This window comes from Gilliamella sp. W8136, assembly GCF_016101285.1.
Lineage (GTDB): Bacteria > Pseudomonadota > Gammaproteobacteria > Enterobacterales > Orbaceae > Gilliamella > Gilliamella apicola_N.
Window position 1 is genome coordinate 1 of sequence record NZ_JACFQU010000001.1, and the last position, 17,659, is coordinate 17,659.

At 35.9% G+C, this 17,659-nt stretch carries 15 protein-coding genes; 12 read left to right on the forward strand and 3 right to left on the reverse strand.

The annotated features are described in order from the left end of the window. The 3 genes from H3T96_RS00005 to nusG form a co-directional block, all read left to right on the forward strand. Positions 1-566 (forward strand): EF-Tu/IF-2/RF-3 family GTPase (locus tag H3T96_RS00005; protein ID WP_144091257.1); only part of this gene is annotated, 566 nt, incomplete at its 5' end. Positions 567-700: 134 nt separating this feature from the next. Continuing rightward, positions 701-1,102, forward strand: a complete 402-nt coding sequence (gene secE, locus H3T96_RS00010; protein WP_086327691.1) for a preprotein translocase subunit SecE — start codon at positions 701-703, stop codon at positions 1,100-1,102. Between the two features lies 1 nt (position 1,103). Further along, positions 1,104-1,649, forward strand: a complete 546-nt coding sequence (gene nusG, locus H3T96_RS00015; protein ID WP_065602493.1) for a transcription termination/antitermination protein NusG — start codon at positions 1,104-1,106, stop codon at positions 1,647-1,649. Positions 1,650-1,778: 129 nt separating this feature from the next. Here nusG and H3T96_RS00020 read toward each other — a convergent pair whose 3' ends face one another. After that, complete coding sequence (locus H3T96_RS00020) at positions 1,779-3,713, reverse strand: ABC transporter ATP-binding protein (protein ID WP_144091258.1); 1,935 nt, start codon at positions 3,711-3,713, stop codon at positions 1,779-1,781. Between the two features lie 90 nt (positions 3,714-3,803). Between H3T96_RS00020 and H3T96_RS00025 the strand changes: the two genes are divergently transcribed. After that, positions 3,804-4,964 (forward strand): sugar diacid recognition domain-containing protein, encoded by a 1,161-nt coding sequence (locus H3T96_RS00025; protein WP_086308753.1) that lies wholly within the window; start codon positions 3,804-3,806, stop codon positions 4,962-4,964. 104 nt (positions 4,965-5,068) lie between these two features. On the opposite strand, the gene garD is transcribed toward H3T96_RS00025, so the two are convergent. Further along, positions 5,069-6,607 (reverse strand): galactarate dehydratase, encoded by a 1,539-nt coding sequence (garD, locus tag H3T96_RS00030; protein WP_144091377.1) that lies wholly within the window; start codon positions 6,605-6,607, stop codon positions 5,069-5,071. 452 nt (positions 6,608-7,059) lie between these two features. Between garD and H3T96_RS00035 the strand changes: the two genes are divergently transcribed. The 6 genes from H3T96_RS00035 (at position 7,060) to H3T96_RS00060 (ending at position 14,088) form a co-directional block, all read left to right on the forward strand. After that, positions 7,060-8,391, forward strand: coding sequence for an MFS transporter (locus tag H3T96_RS00035; RefSeq protein ID WP_144091259.1), 1,332 nt, complete (start codon positions 7,060-7,062; stop codon positions 8,389-8,391). A gap of 38 nt (positions 8,392-8,429) precedes the next feature. Continuing rightward, positions 8,430-9,767 carry an enolase C-terminal domain-like protein gene (locus H3T96_RS00040; RefSeq protein WP_144091260.1) on the forward strand — a complete coding sequence of 446 codons (1,338 nt, stop codon included), beginning with the start codon at positions 8,430-8,432 and terminating at the stop codon, positions 9,765-9,767. A gap of 39 nt (positions 9,768-9,806) precedes the next feature. Next, a complete protein-coding gene (gene gudD / locus H3T96_RS00045; RefSeq protein ID WP_144091261.1) occupies positions 9,807-11,141 on the forward strand; it encodes a glucarate dehydratase in 1,335 nt (444 codons plus the stop codon). Between the two features lie 48 nt (positions 11,142-11,189). Then, positions 11,190-11,960: a 2-dehydro-3-deoxyglucarate aldolase gene (gene garL, locus H3T96_RS00050; protein ID WP_086326262.1), complete on the forward strand. Its 771-nt coding sequence runs from the start codon at positions 11,190-11,192 to the stop codon at positions 11,958-11,960. Positions 11,961-11,974: 14 nt separating this feature from the next. Next, entirely contained in the window at positions 11,975-12,877 is a 903-nt protein-coding gene (gene garR / locus H3T96_RS00055) for a 2-hydroxy-3-oxopropionate reductase (protein ID WP_256925578.1), read from the forward strand. A 62-nt stretch (positions 12,878-12,939) separates the two neighbouring features. Then, positions 12,940-14,088, forward strand: a complete 1,149-nt coding sequence (locus H3T96_RS00060; protein ID WP_086326260.1) for a glycerate kinase — start codon at positions 12,940-12,942, stop codon at positions 14,086-14,088. Positions 14,089-14,135: 47 nt separating this feature from the next. On the opposite strand, the gene H3T96_RS00065 is transcribed toward H3T96_RS00060, so the two are convergent. Next, complete coding sequence (locus H3T96_RS00065) at positions 14,136-16,139, reverse strand: OPT family oligopeptide transporter (RefSeq protein WP_144091262.1); 2,004 nt, start codon at positions 16,137-16,139, stop codon at positions 14,136-14,138. A gap of 231 nt (positions 16,140-16,370) precedes the next feature. On the opposite strand from H3T96_RS00065, the gene mazG reads away from it, so the two are divergent. Together mazG and H3T96_RS00075 are read left to right on the forward strand one after the other, a co-directional pair. After that, positions 16,371-17,159, forward strand: a complete 789-nt coding sequence (gene mazG / locus H3T96_RS00070; protein WP_086326258.1) for a nucleoside triphosphate pyrophosphohydrolase — start codon at positions 16,371-16,373, stop codon at positions 17,157-17,159. Between the two features lie 6 nt (positions 17,160-17,165). Further along, positions 17,166-17,606 (forward strand): hypothetical protein, encoded by a 441-nt coding sequence (locus H3T96_RS00075; RefSeq protein ID WP_086308743.1) that lies wholly within the window; start codon positions 17,166-17,168, stop codon positions 17,604-17,606. Positions 17,607-17,659: the final 53 nt, after the last annotated feature.

Below are 17,659 nucleotides of genomic sequence, written 5' to 3' on the forward strand. Positions count from 1 at the left end.
TTGATAAACCATTCTTATTACCAATCGAAGACGTATTCTCAATCTCAGGTCGTGGTACAGTAGTAACAGGACGTGTAGAGCGCGGAGTAATCAAAGTTGGTGAAGAAGTTGAAATCGTAGGTATCAAACCAACAGCAAAAACAACGTGTACTGGTGTAGAAATGTTCCGTAAATTACTAGACGAAGGCCGTGCAGGTGAAAACGTTGGTGTATTATTACGTGGTACAAAACGTGAAGAAATCGAACGTGGTCAAGTATTAGCAAAACCAGGTTCAATCACTCCACATACAGATTTTGAATCAGAAGTGTATATCTTAAGCAAAGATGAAGGTGGTCGTCATACTCCATTCTTCAAAGGTTACCGTCCACAGTTCTACTTCCGTACAACTGACGTAACAGGTACTATCGAATTACCTGAAGGCGTAGAGATGGTAATGCCAGGTGATAACATCAAAATGACTGTATCATTAATTCACCCAATCGCGATGGCAGACGGCTTACGTTTCGCTATCCGTGAAGGTGGACGTACTGTTGGTGCTGGTGTTGTTGCTAAAGTTATTAAATAGTTAAATTATTAGCTACCATAGAAAGGGTATCGTTTGATGCCCTTTCTTATCTGGTCTGTTTAGCAAAATGTTTTTAGGAAAAGAGCATTTTGGAAAATAGATAATATTATAAATAACATAATCGTAGGTTTTATATGCTAGTAAGTAACGAGAGTCAAGATACAAATACTATTCTAGACAAATTCAAATGGGGTTTAGTTTTAGTATTGATTGCGTTTATTGTTTGGGGCAACTTTTATTTTGCTGGACCTAATGATATATATCAACCTAATACGATCGTTCGGATAATTGCCGTTGTTGTGATTTCTGCATTAACTTTATTTATTGGATTCACAACTAGTAAAGGCAAATCCTTTATATTATTTTTAGAAGAATCAAGAAAAGAATTAAGAAAGGTTGTATGGCCACCTCGTAAAGAAACGGTAAACACAACCTTATTAGTTGCCGCCATCACTGTGGTTGTTGGTTTAGCACTTTGGGGAATGGATTCTTTATTCCGTTCAGTAGTCTTTTATTTAACATCAATAGGACGTTAATATGAGTGAAACACAACAAAAACGATGGTATGTTATTCAAGCTTATTCTGGTTACGAAGCGCGTGTTGCACAATCATTACGTGAATATATCAAATTACATAATATGGAAGATTCATTCGGTGAAGTACTTGTACCGACTGAAGAAGTCGTTGAGATGAAAAGTGGTCAACGTCGTAAAAGTGAACGTAAATTCTTCCCAGGTTATGTTTTAGTAGAAATGATGATGAATGATGCGACTTGGCATTTGGTTAAAAGTGTACCAAGAACTATGGGTTTCATTGGTGGTACATCCGATAGACCAGCACCTATCAGTCAGCGCGAAGTTGATGCGATAATGAATCGTTTACAACAAGTGGGTGACAAACCTCGTCCTAAAACATTATTTGAACCAGGTGAACTTGTTCGTGTTAATGAAGGACCATTTGCTGACTTTAATGGTGTAGTTGAAGAAGTTGATTATGAAAAAAGTCGCTTAAAAGTATCGGTTTCAATTTTTGGTCGTTCTACACCTGTTGAACTTGATTTTAGCCAAGTAGAAAAAAGCTAAATTTTTTATCAAAGTTTATTTATTCTTCTACAAGTTAAAAAAAATCACAGAATTAATTCTGTGATTTTTTTATTTATTAACCGAGCAATAATATAAGCATCATATTTTATCGTATTGACGCTAATCTTCTTATACTTCAAACTCTTCAAGTTGCTGCTGAACATCTAGCCATCTTAATTCAGTTTCTTCTAACTCGTTTTTCAATTGACTCTGTTTAAGGAGTAACTCAGTTAGCTCTGATTTCTTATCGGCTTCATATACAATTGGATCGGCTAATTGTTGTTCAAGTGTTTGCAGTTGATTCGTTAGTCGTGCAAGAATTTGCTCTTCTTTCTCAAGCTGTTTTTTCAATGGCTGCATTTGTGCACGTCGCTCTGCTTCTTTACGCTTTTGTTCTTTACGATCTAAAGCCGAAACATTTTGAATAACTTCTTTCTTGATAACCTCTTTTTCGATTTTATCTTCTTGATCTATTGGTTGATTCTCTAATTTTTGTTCGTTAGAAAGCCATTTTTGATAATCATCAAGATCACCGTCAAAAGGTTCAACTTTATGATCATGCACTAAGTAGAATTCATCAGTTGTCGACCTTAATAAATGACGATCATGCGACACGACCACTAATGCTCCTTCAAATCCGATAAGCGCTTCGGTGAGTGCTTGGCGCATATCTAAATCTAAATGGTTAGTTGGTTCGTCTAATAAAAGCAGATTAGGTTTTTGCCATACAATTAAGGCCAAAACAAGCCGAGCTTTTTCGCCACCTGAGAAAGTTTTTACTGGCTCTTTAACTTTATCGCCATGAAAATCAAAGCCACCTAAATAATTACGTAACAATTGTTCGGTAATTTTAGGATCAGCAATCCGAGACAGATGCCACAGTGCTGATTCATCAGGACGTAAATATTCTAATTGATGTTGAGCAAAGTAACCGAGTTGAACACCTTGAGCAAGGTTTATATGTCCCTCTTTAGGTGCAAGCTCACCAGCCAGTAATTTAATTAAGGTTGATTTCCCCGCACCATTACGACCTAATAGACCTATGCGTGAACCAGGTACTAAGTTTAGTTTAATCTGTTCCAACACAATTTTTTCGTCATAACCAGCAACAACTTTTTCCATCATTAATAGTGGACTTGGTAAAAATTCCGATTTTTTAAAGCTAAAATGGAAAGGATTATCAACATGAGCAGGAGCAATGAGTTCCATTCTTTCTAACATTTTAATACGGCTTTGAGCTTGTTTAGCTTTGGTTGCTTTAGCTCTAAACCTATCAATGTAACTTTGTAAATGTGCAACTTTAGCTTGTTGATTTTCATAAAGTGCTTGTTGTTGTGCGAGTTTAGCTGAACGTTGGGTTTCAAACGAAGAATAATTACCGGTATATTCAAATAAACTTTGTTGTTCAATATGTATAATTTTGTTGACCAGCGGATCTAAAAAGTCACGGTCATGAGAAATTAAAATTAAGGTTCCTTGATAATTGCTTAACCACTTTTCAAGCCATATTACAGCATCTAAATCAAGATGGTTGGTAGGTTCATCGAGTAACAATAAATCAGAACGACACATTAAGGCTTGTGCCAAGTTTAAGCGCATACGCCAACCACCAGAATAGGATTTTACTGGTAGTAATAATTGCTCATTAGAAAATCCCAAACCATGTAATAGTGTTGCAGCTCTTGGTCGAATTGTCCATGCATCAATATTGTCAAATTTTTCATGAACCAGCGCAATTTGATGACCATCATCTTGTTGATTGGCTAGGTCTAACTGTTTTTCTAATTGGCGATATTCCCGATCACCATCAATAACATATTCAATAGCGGGTATATCCAATGCAGGGGTTTCTTGATTTACCCAAGCCAGTTGCCATTGGCTAGGAAAAGTTAATGTACCTGCATCCGCTTCGATTTCACCTTTAATAAGTGAAAATAAAGTAGATTTTCCGCTACCATTTTTTCCAACTAATCCGACCTTTTGTTTAGGGTTAATTGTGGCAGAAGCTTTATCTAAAAGTACATTAACACCGCGGCGAACTTGGATGGAATCAAATACTATCATGACTAAGTCACCTATGATTCAATATAAAATGTGTTATGCTAACAAAAAATAATGCTTATGCAAAATTATAATAGGAAATTTAATATGGTAATGAATTCTTATTGCCTGACCCCTAAAATTGCTCAACAGATTGTCGACAGAACCATGAAAATTATTGATTGTAATATCAATGTAATGAATGCCGACGGTTGTATTATTGGCAGTGGTGATTTAGAACGTATTGGGGAATTACATGAAGGCGCAATACTCGCGATATCACAAAAAAGAGTTGTTTCAATAGATGGCACAATGGTTAAACGTTTGAAAGGCGTTAAACCTGGTATCAATTTACCGTTAAAGCTTAATGATCGCATAGTTGGCGTTATTGGTTTAACAGGTGAGCCATCGGATATTAGACAATTTGGTGAATTGGTCTGTATGTCAGCAGAAATGATGATGGAACAAACACAATTATTACAGGAATTATCTTATGATAATCGTTTAAAAGAAGAATTAATTCTAACTCTAATTGAGAAAGAGGTTTTGCCTGAAAGTATGGTGCAATGGGTTAAGCGATTAGATATTAATTTACAGTTACCACGCGTAGTGTGCATGATTGAAATTGATAGTGGTCAATTGGGTATTGATACTGCAATGAGTGAATTACAACATCTACAAAATCAAGTACAGCATGTGAGCAAGCATAATTTAGTTGCGATTAAATCTATTACTGAATTAGTTATTTTAATTCCTGCCTTAAATCGTTATGGTCGATGGGATCTATCGGAACATAAAAAGAAATTAGAGCAATTAGTCATCACCATAAAAGAATCTACTCACTTAGATATTCGAATTTCATTGGGTAACTATTTTGAACAGCACCCTTATCCGTTAGTTAAATCTTATCAAACCGCTAAAACAACAATGTTAATTGGCAAACAAAGAATGCCGAATATACGTAATTATTATTATCAAGAACTGATTCTTCCTGTTTTATTACATGGTTTAAGTTATGATTGGCAAGCCGAAGAGTTATTATTACCTTTGAAAAAATTAAGGATGGGAGACAACAACGGAGTATTACAAAAAACATTGCAAACGTGGTTTAAAAATAATGTACAAAATGGCGATACGGCCAATGAGCTATTTATTCATCGCAATACTTTAGAATATCGATTAAATAAAATTGCTAAATTAACTGGTTTAAATTTAGCCAAATTCGATGATCGTCTATTATTGTATATTGGTTTACAACTCAATAGAAACGAATAAATTCTAAATACACTTCTTTATCATTTTATGATTAAGGTGTATTTAGAATTATCTTAAATAATATCTTAATATGTATTTTTTAGTTTATGTATTTTTTAGTTTTTTTACGTTACTGGTGCGGGATTGAAAATAGCCAGTGGATTGTATAATTTCCAATGATCTGACCATGGTTGTTTTCGACCACTTGCTACATCCAAAATCAAATGGAAAAGTCGCCAACCTATATCCTCAATGGTTGCCTTACCTAAAGCAATATCGCCTGCGCTAATATCAATGAGATCGAACCATTGTTCAGCTACAATATTACGGCTAGACATTTTTATGACAGGTACCATTGCTAATCCATACGGGGTTCCACGGCCAGTGGTGAATACTTGTAATGTAATACCTGATGCGACCTGTTGTGCACCACACACAAAATCACTAGCAGGCGTTGCAGCAAAAATTAATCCTTTTTTGGTTGGTCTTTGACCGGGAGACAATACTTCAACAATTGGACTTGTTCCTGATTTTGCAATAGATCCCATTGCCTTTTCAACTATGTTATTTAAACCACCTTTCTTATTTCCTGGCGTAGTGTTGGCACTACGATCAACTTTTCCGGCAGCAAGATATTCATCGTACCATTGCATTTCTCGAATTAGTGCTTTACCAACTTCTTCATCGATAGCTCTTGGCGTAAGTAAATGAATTCCATCTCGGACTTCGGTTACTTCAGAAAACATAACCGTTGCACCACATCTCACTAATAAATCAGAAGCAAAGCCGACAGACGGATTTGACGTAACGCCTGAGAATGCATCACTACCGCCACACTGCATCCCAACGATTAATTCTGATGCAGGCACCGTTTCTCGTTTACGTTGATTTAAACGTTGTAAATGCTTTTCAGCAACACGCAAAATATGATCAACCATTGCTTTAAAACCATGTTCATCTTGCAAAGTAACAAGGTCATCATTTTCTAATTTAATCGGAATAGTATCCTGTGTACCTTTGAGCAATCTTTCTGGCTGTAACTTTTCACATCCCAAACTAATAACCATAATTTCTCCGCCAAAATTAGGATTCTTAGCTAAATTATGAATAGAACGAATTGGCACAATAGCCGCCGGCGCATCAATGGCAACACCGCAACCATATAAATGGGTCAGTGGAACTACAGCATCTACATTGGGATATTTGGGTAACAAATCACGTTCAATGATTTTGGCAACATATTCAACAACTCCAGAAACACAATTAACACTCATGGTAATACCAAGTATATTACGAGTACCGACGGAACCATCTTTATTGCGATAACCTTCAAACGTATAACCTTCTAAAGGTGGTAATGGGGTCACTTTTTTAGTTGCTATTTCTAATTCATGTAATTCAGGAGCTGTTGGCATTTGTGTCACTGCTTCATTTATCCAGCAACCTTGTTTAATATCTGTTTTGGCATAACCAATGATTTCACCATAGCGTATTATGGCTTGACCTTGGTCTATATCATTTAATGCAACCTTATGACCTTGGGGTATATCTTCAATTAACTGTAATCCATTGTCAAAAATTGTCCCTTTAGGTAATCCATTGTTATTGACAACAATCGCAACATTATCAATTTCTTTAATCTTGATAAAGAGTGGTTTGTTAATTTGCTTCTCCATTACTTAACTCCCATTATGCTAATTAACTTTTTATCAATATTTATTAACAGCAACTTAAGTTTTATAACCTATTTAATAATCTATTTGTAATATCTTAAATCCTTATAAAATAAATAGCATTGTGCATATCCACAATTATTAGCATATAAATTGGCTAAATATCATAAAAATCACTATAAAAGTAGGTTTATATCACAAAATTAGGCTGTTTTATTAAAATTTTGTGAAGAACGTAACATTGATTTGTGTATTTGCATATGAATAAATGTAATTGGCATTAATATTTTGTAATTTTGCCCAATGAAATTTCATGATGAACCCTCCATACTTATCTACCATTAGTGGATTACTTAGAAATGTAAAAAGTCTATTTATTTTCTACTTCAGCTAAATCTTTAATATTTAATTATTAACTGAGAGTTATCAGTTAGGAGCTAAACATGGAAATAAACAAAACCAAACAAAAAAGGACCAATGCCAGATGGATGACGGTCGTTTTTTTATTTATAGTCACAGCGATTAACTACGGAGATAGAGCAACATTAGGTATAGCTGGTAAAGCAATGTCGGGGGAATTAGGTTTTGATGCCGCTGCAATGGGATGGGTTATGTCATCCTTTGGTATTGCATACGTAATCGGGCAATTACCTGGAGGTTGGTTATTGGATAAATTTGGCTCAAAACGGGTTTATTTCTTTAGTATTTTATTTTGGTCAATTTTTACCTTGTTACAAGGTACTGTACATTTTTTTATAGGTGCTTGGGCACTAGTTATGCTTTTTACTTTCCGATTTTTAATGGGACTTGCTGAAGCGCCATCATTCCCGGGCAATAGTCGTATTACTGCAGCTTGGTTTCCCGCGAAAGAAAGAGCAACAGCGGTTGCCATTTTTAATTCAGCCCAATATTTTGCAACGGTTATTTTTGCTCCAATTATGGGTTGGCTGACGCATGAATATGGTTGGCAATCAGTATTTTTCTTTATGGGTGGATTGGGTGTTTTTGTCAGTATTGTTACTTTATTTGTTATTCGCAACCCTAAAGATCATCCATTAGCCAATCAAGCCGAAGTTGATTATATCGTTGAAGGTGGTGCTTTAGTGGATATGGATCAGAAAAAAGAAAATGGTAAGCAAGAAGGTCCAAAATTAAGTTATTTATGGCAATTATTGACGAATAGAATGTTGCTTGGTGTTTATTTAGGTCAATATTGTATTAACTGTTTAACATTTTTCTTTATCACTTGGTTCCCTATTTATTTGGCAACACAACGTGGAATGAATATTAAAGAAGTTGGATTTGCTGCTGCGGTACCTGCTATTTGTGGTTTTATTGGTGGAATTAGTGGTGGTGTTATTTCAGATTTTATTATGCGCAAAACAAACTCTTTATCAAAAGCACGTAAAACGCCGATCATTTTAGGTATGTTATTTTCAATGACAATGATCATGTGTAATTACGTTGATTCAATTGGACTCGTTATTTTATTTATGTCAATGGCCTTTTTTGGCAAAGGTGTCGGTGCACTCGGTTGGGCTGTAATGGCGGATACTGCACCAAAAGAAATGAGCGGTCTAGCGGGTGGGTTATTTAATATGTTTGGTAATGCATCAAGTATCATTTCTCCAATTATTATTGGTTATATTGTGGCATGGACAGGTCGCTTTGAATGGGCACTAGTTTTTGTTGCTGGTCATGCATTTGTTGCTGCTTTTAGTTATTTATTTCTTGTTGGTCCAATTAAACGAATGGAATTGAAAAAAGAAGATTAAATATAACTAAATGAATTTATGAAATGGAGAATCGTAATATGAATACCCAATCTGTTCCTCTTATTACTTCAATGCAAGTTATTCCTGTTGCCGGTTACGATAGCATGCTAATGAACATTGGTGGGGCACATGGTCCATACTTTACTCGCAATATTGTGATATTGACTGATAGTGCGGGTCATGTCGGTGTTGGTGAAGCGCCAGGCGGTTCAACGATTGAAAATGCATTAAAAGATGCGTGTGCTCATGTTGAAGGTAGACCTATTTCGATTCTGAATCGTATTGTAAATGATATGCATCAAGGCTACTTAGATTCTGATTATGATACTTTTGGTAAAGGTGCATGGACATTTGAACTACGAGTTAATGCCGTTGCGGCTTTAGAGTCTGCACTATTGGATTTAATGGGGCAATTTTTGAATGTACCTGTGGCTGAATTACTCGGTGGTGGAAAACAGAGAGATGAAGTAACTGTTTTGGGCTATTTATTTTATATTGGCGATGATAAGAAAACTGATCTGCCTTATGACCAGCCCATCAAAACAGGCCATGAATGGTACAACGTTCGTCGTCGTCAAGCGATGACAGTACAATCGGTATTAGAATTAGCCGAAGTAGCAAAAGATCGTTATGGTTTTAAAGATTTCAAAATGAAAGGTGGTGTATTAGCGGGTGAAACAGAAATTGAAACTGTTATTGAACTAAAAAAACATTTTTCAGATGCACGAATCACCATAGATCCTAATGGCGGTTGGTTATTGGAAGACGCAATACAATTATGTAAAGGACTCAACCATGTATTGACTTATGCTGAAGATCCTTGTGGTGCTGAAAATGGTTATTCAGGACGAGAAGTAATGGCAGAGTTTCGTCGTGCTACAGGTCTATCAACAGCAACGAATATGGTTGCAACAAACTGGCGAGAAATGTGTCACTCAATTATGTTACAAGCTGTTGATATACCCTTAGCTGATCCGCACTTTTGGACTTTAACAGGTGCAAGTCGTGTTGCTCAGCTATGTCATGAATGGGGATTAACTTGGGGGTGTCATTCCAATAATCATTTTGATATCTCTTTAGCGATGTTTAGTCATGTTGGTGCATCAGCCCCCGGTAATCCAACAGCACTTGATACCCATTGGATATGGCAAGAAGGTCAGTCACGATTGACTAAAAATCCATTACAAATCACCAATGGCAAAATTAAATTGCATGATAAACCTGGACTAGGCATTGAATTAGATATGCAACAAATCACGAAAGCCCACGAATTACATAAAAAATTAGCGAATGGTGCGCGTAATGATGCTATTGCTATGCAGTATTTAATTCCTGGATGGCAGTTTGATCGCAAACGACCTTGTATGGTTCGTTAACACAGAATTAGAGAAATAAAAATTTAAGAGGTTAATTTTATGAGTTTATCAACACCAATTATTACGGAAATGCATGTTTATCCTGTTGCTGGATATGACAGTATGTTACTTAATTTAAGTGGAGCTCATGCGCCGTATTTTACTCGAAACATCGTTATCCTAAAAGATAACTCAGGTAACATCGGTGTCGGCGAAGTTCCATGTGTGGGAACCGTTACTAAAACATTAGAAGATGCTAAATCATTAGTCGTTGGTCAATCTATTGGGCACTATAAAAATGTTATGAATCGTGTGCGCTTTCAATTTGCTGATCGTGATGTTGGTGGGCGAGGCAATCAGACATTTGATCAGCGTTCAACAATTCATGTTGTTACTGCCATTGAAGCAGCAATGTTAGATTTATTAGGTAAACATTTAGGTGTTACGGTTGCATCATTACTGGGTGATGGGCAACAACGTGATGAAGTCGAAATGTTGGGATACTTATTTTACATAGGCGATCGTAAGAAGACGGATTTACCTTATCAAAGTCAAGATGATGAAAAATGTGATTGGTATCGCCTACGACATGAAGAAGCATTAACGCCTGAAAAAATTGCGCAGTTAGCTCAAGCAACCTATGAAAAATATGGTTTTCGTGATTTCAAATTGAAAGGTGGCGTTTTATCTGCAGAAGATGAAGCAGAAGCTGTAATTGCAATAAAAAAGAGATTCCCAGAAGCTCGAGTAACACTTGATCCTAATGGTGGATGGCGATTAGATGAAGCAATTCGTATTGGTAAGTATTTAAAAGATACGTTGGCTTATGCAGAAGATCCTTGTGGTGCTGAACAAGGTTATTCAGGGCGAGAAGTCATGGCTGAATTTCGTCGTGCCACTGGTTTACCGACAGCGACTAATATGATTGCAACTGATTGGCGTCAAATGGGACACACATTATTATTACAATCCGTTGATATTCCATTAGCAGATCCTCACTTTTGGACTATGAATGGTTCTGTCCGTGTTGCACAAATGTGTCATGAATTTGGTTTAACTTGGGGGTCACACTCTAATAACCATTTTGATATCTCGTTGGCGATGTTCACACACGTTGGCGCAGCTGCACCCGGTAATCCAACAGCACTTGATACCCATTGGATTTGGCAAGAAGGTAACCAACGTTTGACTAAAGAACCATTACAAATCACCAATGGTAAAATTAAAGTTCCAGAAAAACCTGGTTTAGGGATTGAAATTGATATGGATCAGGTGATGAAAGCGCATGAGCTATTTAAATCGATGGGTCTTGGTAACCGTAATGATGCAATGGCTATGCAATATTTAATTCCAGGCTGGCAGTTTGATAATAAAAAACCATGTTTGGTTAGATAATCAAACTATTATTATCAAAAAATAACGTGATAATCAAAAAGGTAAATTATGAAAAAAATAACCTGCCACAATCAATTTAAGCAAGATATGTTAGAACGTAAAAAACTTATTGGTTGTTGGGCTGCTTTAGGAAATCCAATTTCAACTGAAATACTTGGTTTAGCTGGTTTTGATTGGCTGTTACTCGATGGTGAACATGCCATTAATGATGTTATGACATTTGTGCCACAATTAATGGCATTAAAAGATAGCATTAGTGCACCGGTCGTTCGTCCAGCTTCGAATGATCAAGTATTAATTAAACGATTACTTGATATCGGATTTTATAATTTTTTAATCCCTTATATAGAAACGGTAGAGCAAGCTAAACAAGCTGTATCTTATACTCGTTATCCACCGGAAGGTCTAAGAGGCGTTTCAGTCGCTCATCGTAGTAATGCTTTTGGAACAATTCCAGATTATTTCACTAAAATTAATCAAAATATTTGTGTAATGGTACAAATTGAGACTCAACAGGCAGTTGATAATGTTGAAGCAATCACTGCAGTTGAGGGTGTTGATGGTATTTTTGTTGGACCAAGTGATTTATCTGCTTCATTAGGACATTTTGGAAATCCTAAGCATCCTGACGTACAAGCCACAATAAAACATGTTTTTGAGGTAGCTAAAACACAAGGTAAAGCATGTGGCATTTTAGCTCCGATTGAAGCTGATGCTCATCATTATATTGCAATGGGAGCAACATTCGTAGCAGTTGGTAGTGATCTTAGTTTGTTAAGAAACTCAACTCAAACATTAGCAGATAAGTTTTTAAAGTAACTAGTACTAGTTTAATTGTAAAAAAGGAGAGTAAAATGAAAATTGGTTTTATTGGTTTAGGTATTATGGGTAAACCGATGAGCAAAAACCTGTTAAAAGCGGGTTATTCATTAGTAGTGTGTGATAAAAATCAATCATCGGTTGATGAAGTTGTAGCTGCTGGAGCACAAAGTGCTGTAAATGCTAAAGAAGTTGCTCAACTCTGTGACGTTATAATTACTATGTTACCTAATTCACCACATGTAAAAGAAGTTGTTTTAGGCGAAAATGGTATAATTGATGGTGCTAAACCGGGTACTACTATCATAGATATGAGTTCAATTGCACCTTTAGCAAGTCGTGAAATTCATGATGAAGTTGTTAAAAAAGGTTTGGCAATGTTAGACGCACCAGTTAGTGGTGGAGAACCAAAAGCAATTGATGGCACATTATCTGTTATGGTGGGGGGCGATAAAACTATTTTTGATAAACATTATGACATAATGAAAGCTATGGCAGGTTCAGTTGTTTACACAGGTGAAATTGGTGCTGGAAATGTCACTAAATTAGCAAATCAAGTAATTGTTGCTTTGAATATTGCAGCTATGTCTGAGGCATTAGTATTAGCAACTAAAGCTGGTGTAAACCCTGAATTAGTTTATCAAGCCATTCGTGGAGGATTAGCTGGAAGTACGGTATTAGATGCTAAAGCGCCAATGGTTTTAAATCGTAACTTTAAACCCGGTTTTAGAATTGATTTACATATTAAAGATTTACAAAATGCTTTAGATACTTCTCACGGTGTTGGTACGTCATTACCATTAACTGCAGCTGTAATGGAAATGATGCAAGCCCTTAAAACTGATGGTATGGGAGAATGCGATCATAGTGCGTTGGCACGTTACTATGAGAGCTTAGCGAAAATAGAAATTAAATAATAAGGTTAAAATTGAGTATGGTGACATACTCAATAACTTTGACTAATTCCATAAGGATAGATATGAAAATTGTCATCGCTCCTGATTCTTTTAAAGAAAGCCTAAGTGCTATTGAAGTTGCTAATATAATTAAAAACGGATTTTTAAACGTTTACCCACAGGCTGAATATTTTTTAATTCCAGTTGCTGATGGAGGAGAGGGGACTGTTGATGCAATGGTTGATGCATTAAATGGTAATAAAATCACGGTATCTATTACTGATCCATTAGGCGAAAAAGGTTTTGCTTTTTATGGTATTTCAGGAGATGGACAAACAGCTGTGATAGAAATGGCTTCAGCAAGTGGCCTTGAGCGTGTACCTGTAAGTAAACGAGATGCTAAAATTACTACCTCATATGGTACTGGAGAATTAATCAAAGATGCTCTTGATAAAGGTTGTAAAAAATTTATCATTGGTATCGGTGGTAGTGCAACAAATGACGGCGGAGCTGGAATGTTGCAAGCATTAGGTGTTAAACTTTTAGATAAATATGGTAATCAAATCGGTTATGGCGGTATTTCATTAAGTGAACTTGATAAAATTGACATTAGTGAAATTGATCGACGAATTAAAGATTGTGATTTTGAAGTCGCTTGTGATGTTACTAATCCGTTAACGGGTGAAAATGGTGCTTCATTCATATTTGGACCACAAAAAGGAGCGTCACTCGCCGATGTTCATTTGCTTGATAAAAATCTTAAACATTTTGCCCAAATAATAAAAAATAGTTTTAATATCGATATTGAATCTACTCCAGGAACAGGTGCTGCAGGGGGAATGGGAGCCGCTTTATTAGCGTTTATGAATGCTAAATTAAGACCTGGAATTGAAATTATTACTGAAACTTTAAATTTAGATACACTGATTTCGGATGCCGATTTAGTTATTACGGGTGAAGGACGATTAGATTATCAAAGTATCAATGGTAAGGTCCCTGTAGGTGTTGCCCGTATTGCTCAAAAATATCAAAAACCAGTTATAGCAATTGTTGGGAGTTTAGGTGATAAAGCAGAAACTATTTATCCTTATGGGATTAATGCGATGTTTAGCATTTTAAGTAAAGTTGCTACCTTATCCGAGGTTCTAGAGCCTACGGCAGCAAGAGCGAATCTTTTTCAGACATCAATGAATATTGCCTTAACGCTTAAATTAGGAAATACCCTGAAATAGCTTATAATACCCTTTATCTCATTCTGATAAAGGGCATCATAATAGAATTATCGTTTAAGCACTGATAATGCTCGACGAATAAATAATACACAAATGGTCACGAAAACCAAAAGTCCTAAATATTGAGGTAATACCCCTAAATCAGTTGGTATGGCAAGTGGAGCATCACTACCACCACTAGCAATGCTAATTACAATTACAACAGCTAAAATTACCCCAACTAAGCTCTCACCAACAATCAGACCTGAAGCAATTAATGCAGCTTTTCGATCGACTTTTTTATACTCTTCTTCGGGATTCAATTTAAGCGTTGTTGCTTTTGCATAAGCATTACGTTTTATAATCCACGATAATACTGTTCCCACGAAGATAGGCATAGTAATGCTTGGCGGTAAATAAATACCTAAACCAACAGCAAGAGCAGGCAATCTAAATTTAGAGTTATTAGCAGCTAAAACTAAGTCAATAATAATAATAACCGCACCAACCACTAAGCCGATTAAGATCATGGTCCAATCAAGATTATGTGAAAAAATACCTTTAGCAATGGTCGTCATAAGAGTTGCTTGTGGTGCTGCTAATACTTGTGATTGATCCATATCTGGACGAGGAACCGCACCAGTGAAGCCATAAGCGTTGTATAAAATTTCTAAGATAGGGGCAATGACAATAGCGCCAACAATACAACCGATTAATAATGCGACTTGCTGTTTCCATGGTGTAGCTTGGACTAAATAACCCGTTTTTAGATCTTGCAGGTTATCATTAGAAATACATGCCACGGCTAAAACAGCACTGGTGGTAAATAGCGCAAGAGCTGTTGCAAAATTAGTACCTTCTATAGAGTCCAACATGCCATTGATTTCGCCTAAACCAAGTAAGATAAGTGAAATAACAATAGCAGCCACAATCGCAATGCCTGAGATTGGGCTCGCGGAGGATCCAACTAATCCTGCCATATAACCACAAGCAGCAGCTACTAAAAAGCCCATAATAAATGCAAATAGAACCGCACATATGACTAATGACCATGCTACGCCTAATGATAATCCACTATCAGCAATAAACGCATAAAAGGTGATAAGTAGAATCATCAACATGCCTGCCATGATTAAGAATATCGTTTTAGGTGATAAGTCTTGATCTGTTGGGGCAATATCGCTCGCTGATACATCAGAGCGCATGGTTTTGAATGAAATTTTTAATCCTTCGATTACTGGTTTGATTAAAGTAAGTAGTGTCCAAATAGCTGCGATAGCAATAGTACCCGCACCAATAAAGCGAATATCTTTAGCCCAAAATCCCATAGCAATTTGTGATAAAGGTTGACTTGAATCATAATCACTAATTAGACTTAAAATTGGAATGCCAAATAGCCAAGCAATAATTGTTCCAATTAAAACCGCTATACCTGACATAATACCTATCAAGTAACCAGCACTCAAAAGCGCTAACGAAAAGCCCATCGGTAGTTGAAAAATGGATTTACCAGCAGTAAACCAATAAGCGGTGCTGTCTGACAAAATTCTAAAACCATTAGTAAATAAACTCACAATGGAGGCTACCACACCACCAAATAAAATATCTTTTAGTCCATCATTAGCGTCATTTCCTTCAGTCTTTGAGCCAGCTTTTAATATTTCGGCAGCAGCAACACCTTCTGGATAGGGTAAATTACTTTTGACTACCATAACGTGACGCAACGGGATTGAAAATAGCACTCCTAGCATTCCACCAGCGGCGCAAATTGCAAGTGTTAACCAAAATGGAAAACTTTGCCAATACCCAATCATTAATAAGCCAGGTAAAACAAATATAATTGAAGATAATGTGCCCGCAGCAGAAGCTTGGGTTTGCACCATATTATTTTCTAAGATTGTCGATCCTGAAAACAGCCTCAGTATTGCCATTGAAATTACTGCGGCAGGTATAGCCGATGAGAATGTTAATCCGACTTTTAAGCCAAGATAGACATTCGATGCAGTAAAAATGACAGTTATAAAAGCACCTAAAATAGTGCCTCTTAATGTAAGTTCTCGTAAATTATTCATATTATGTCATTAGGTTAATTTGATAAGAAGCTATTATATACTTAATTCGCTTTTATCGACTAGAAGTTCTATCAATAACAGAATATTTATACTTTTTATTATAATTTTCGATAAAATTTTTACTCGTTATATTAAAAATTTGTGTTAATTCGAGTGTAAAATAATAACCGCTTTTGACTTAAAAGCTTTACAATATGCGATCATTGTTAAAATCCTAGAGGTGTCGGTATCGTGAATGGACTAAAACGCCTACAAGCTATTACTAAGCAACTTCGTGATCCTATTGATGGTTGTGAATGGGATAGAGTACAAACTTTCGCATCTTTAAAAAGTTATACTTTAGAAGAAACCTATGAAGTCTTAGATGCCATTGATCATCAAAATATGCAAGAACTAAAAAATGAATTGGGCGACTTATTATTTCAAATCATTTTTTACGCTGATTTAGCTAATGATCAAGGGGAGTTCAATTTTGATGATATTTGTAATGCGGTTGCCGATAAGTTAGTCAGTCGTCATCCCCATATCTTTACCGATAAAACGGAAAAAAAACCTAATTGGGAACAATTAAAACAACAAGAACGTGATAAACGAGCACAATATTCAATATTAGATGATATACCCAATTCTATCCCAGCTTTAATGAAAGCCGAAAAAATCCAAAAACGTTGTGCATCAGTTGGATTTGATTGGAATGAATTACAACCTGTATTAGATAAAGTAAAAGAAGAAATTGGCGAAGTAGAGCAAGAGCTCAATCGAACTGAACGCGATCATCAAAAAATTGAAGAAGAGCTTGGTGATCTGTTTTTTGCTACTGTTAACTTAGCCAGACATTTAAAGGTAAAGTCAGAACTCTGTTTACAACAAGCTAATAAAAAATTCGAACGGCGTTTTAAGCAAGTAGAATCAATACTCAAACAAAAAGATCGTGCTTTACCCGATGCAACACTTGAAGAAATGGAAGATGCATGGCAAAGTGTTAAGCAGTTAGAACAAGATAATAAACGTTTAAAGTGAATCAAAATGACTGAACAAAAAAATGAATTGTATCAAGAAATCGAAGCATGGGCACAAAATGCTATTTTACACAGTCCAACTTGGAGTATTAATCAACTCGATTACTCCGAAAAAAGCATTACCGTCGTTGAGATGATCATTGGCGAAATGGCTGATAAAAGTTTCGGTCTGCCAGAAGAACAACTGAATATGATATCGCAAGAATATGGCTGTTATCTGTTATTAACTGCGCATAAATTATATGGTGGTCAGTTCTATTGGAATGATGAACTTCAACAACCTATGTTAATTTGCTGTGAACCTGATTCAACGATAGCATTATTAACGTGGAATAAAGTTAAAGGTCGTTTATTAGGCGATAAATCGGATCACATTGCTTATTTTCTGGATGAATTTGGAAAAGCTGTTTTTCAACCAGAAAAAGGTACCAATTTAGTTTATTTATAAATAACATTTGGAATAAATATTATTTAAAAAAGTTGGTTATCGAACAAGTTTTT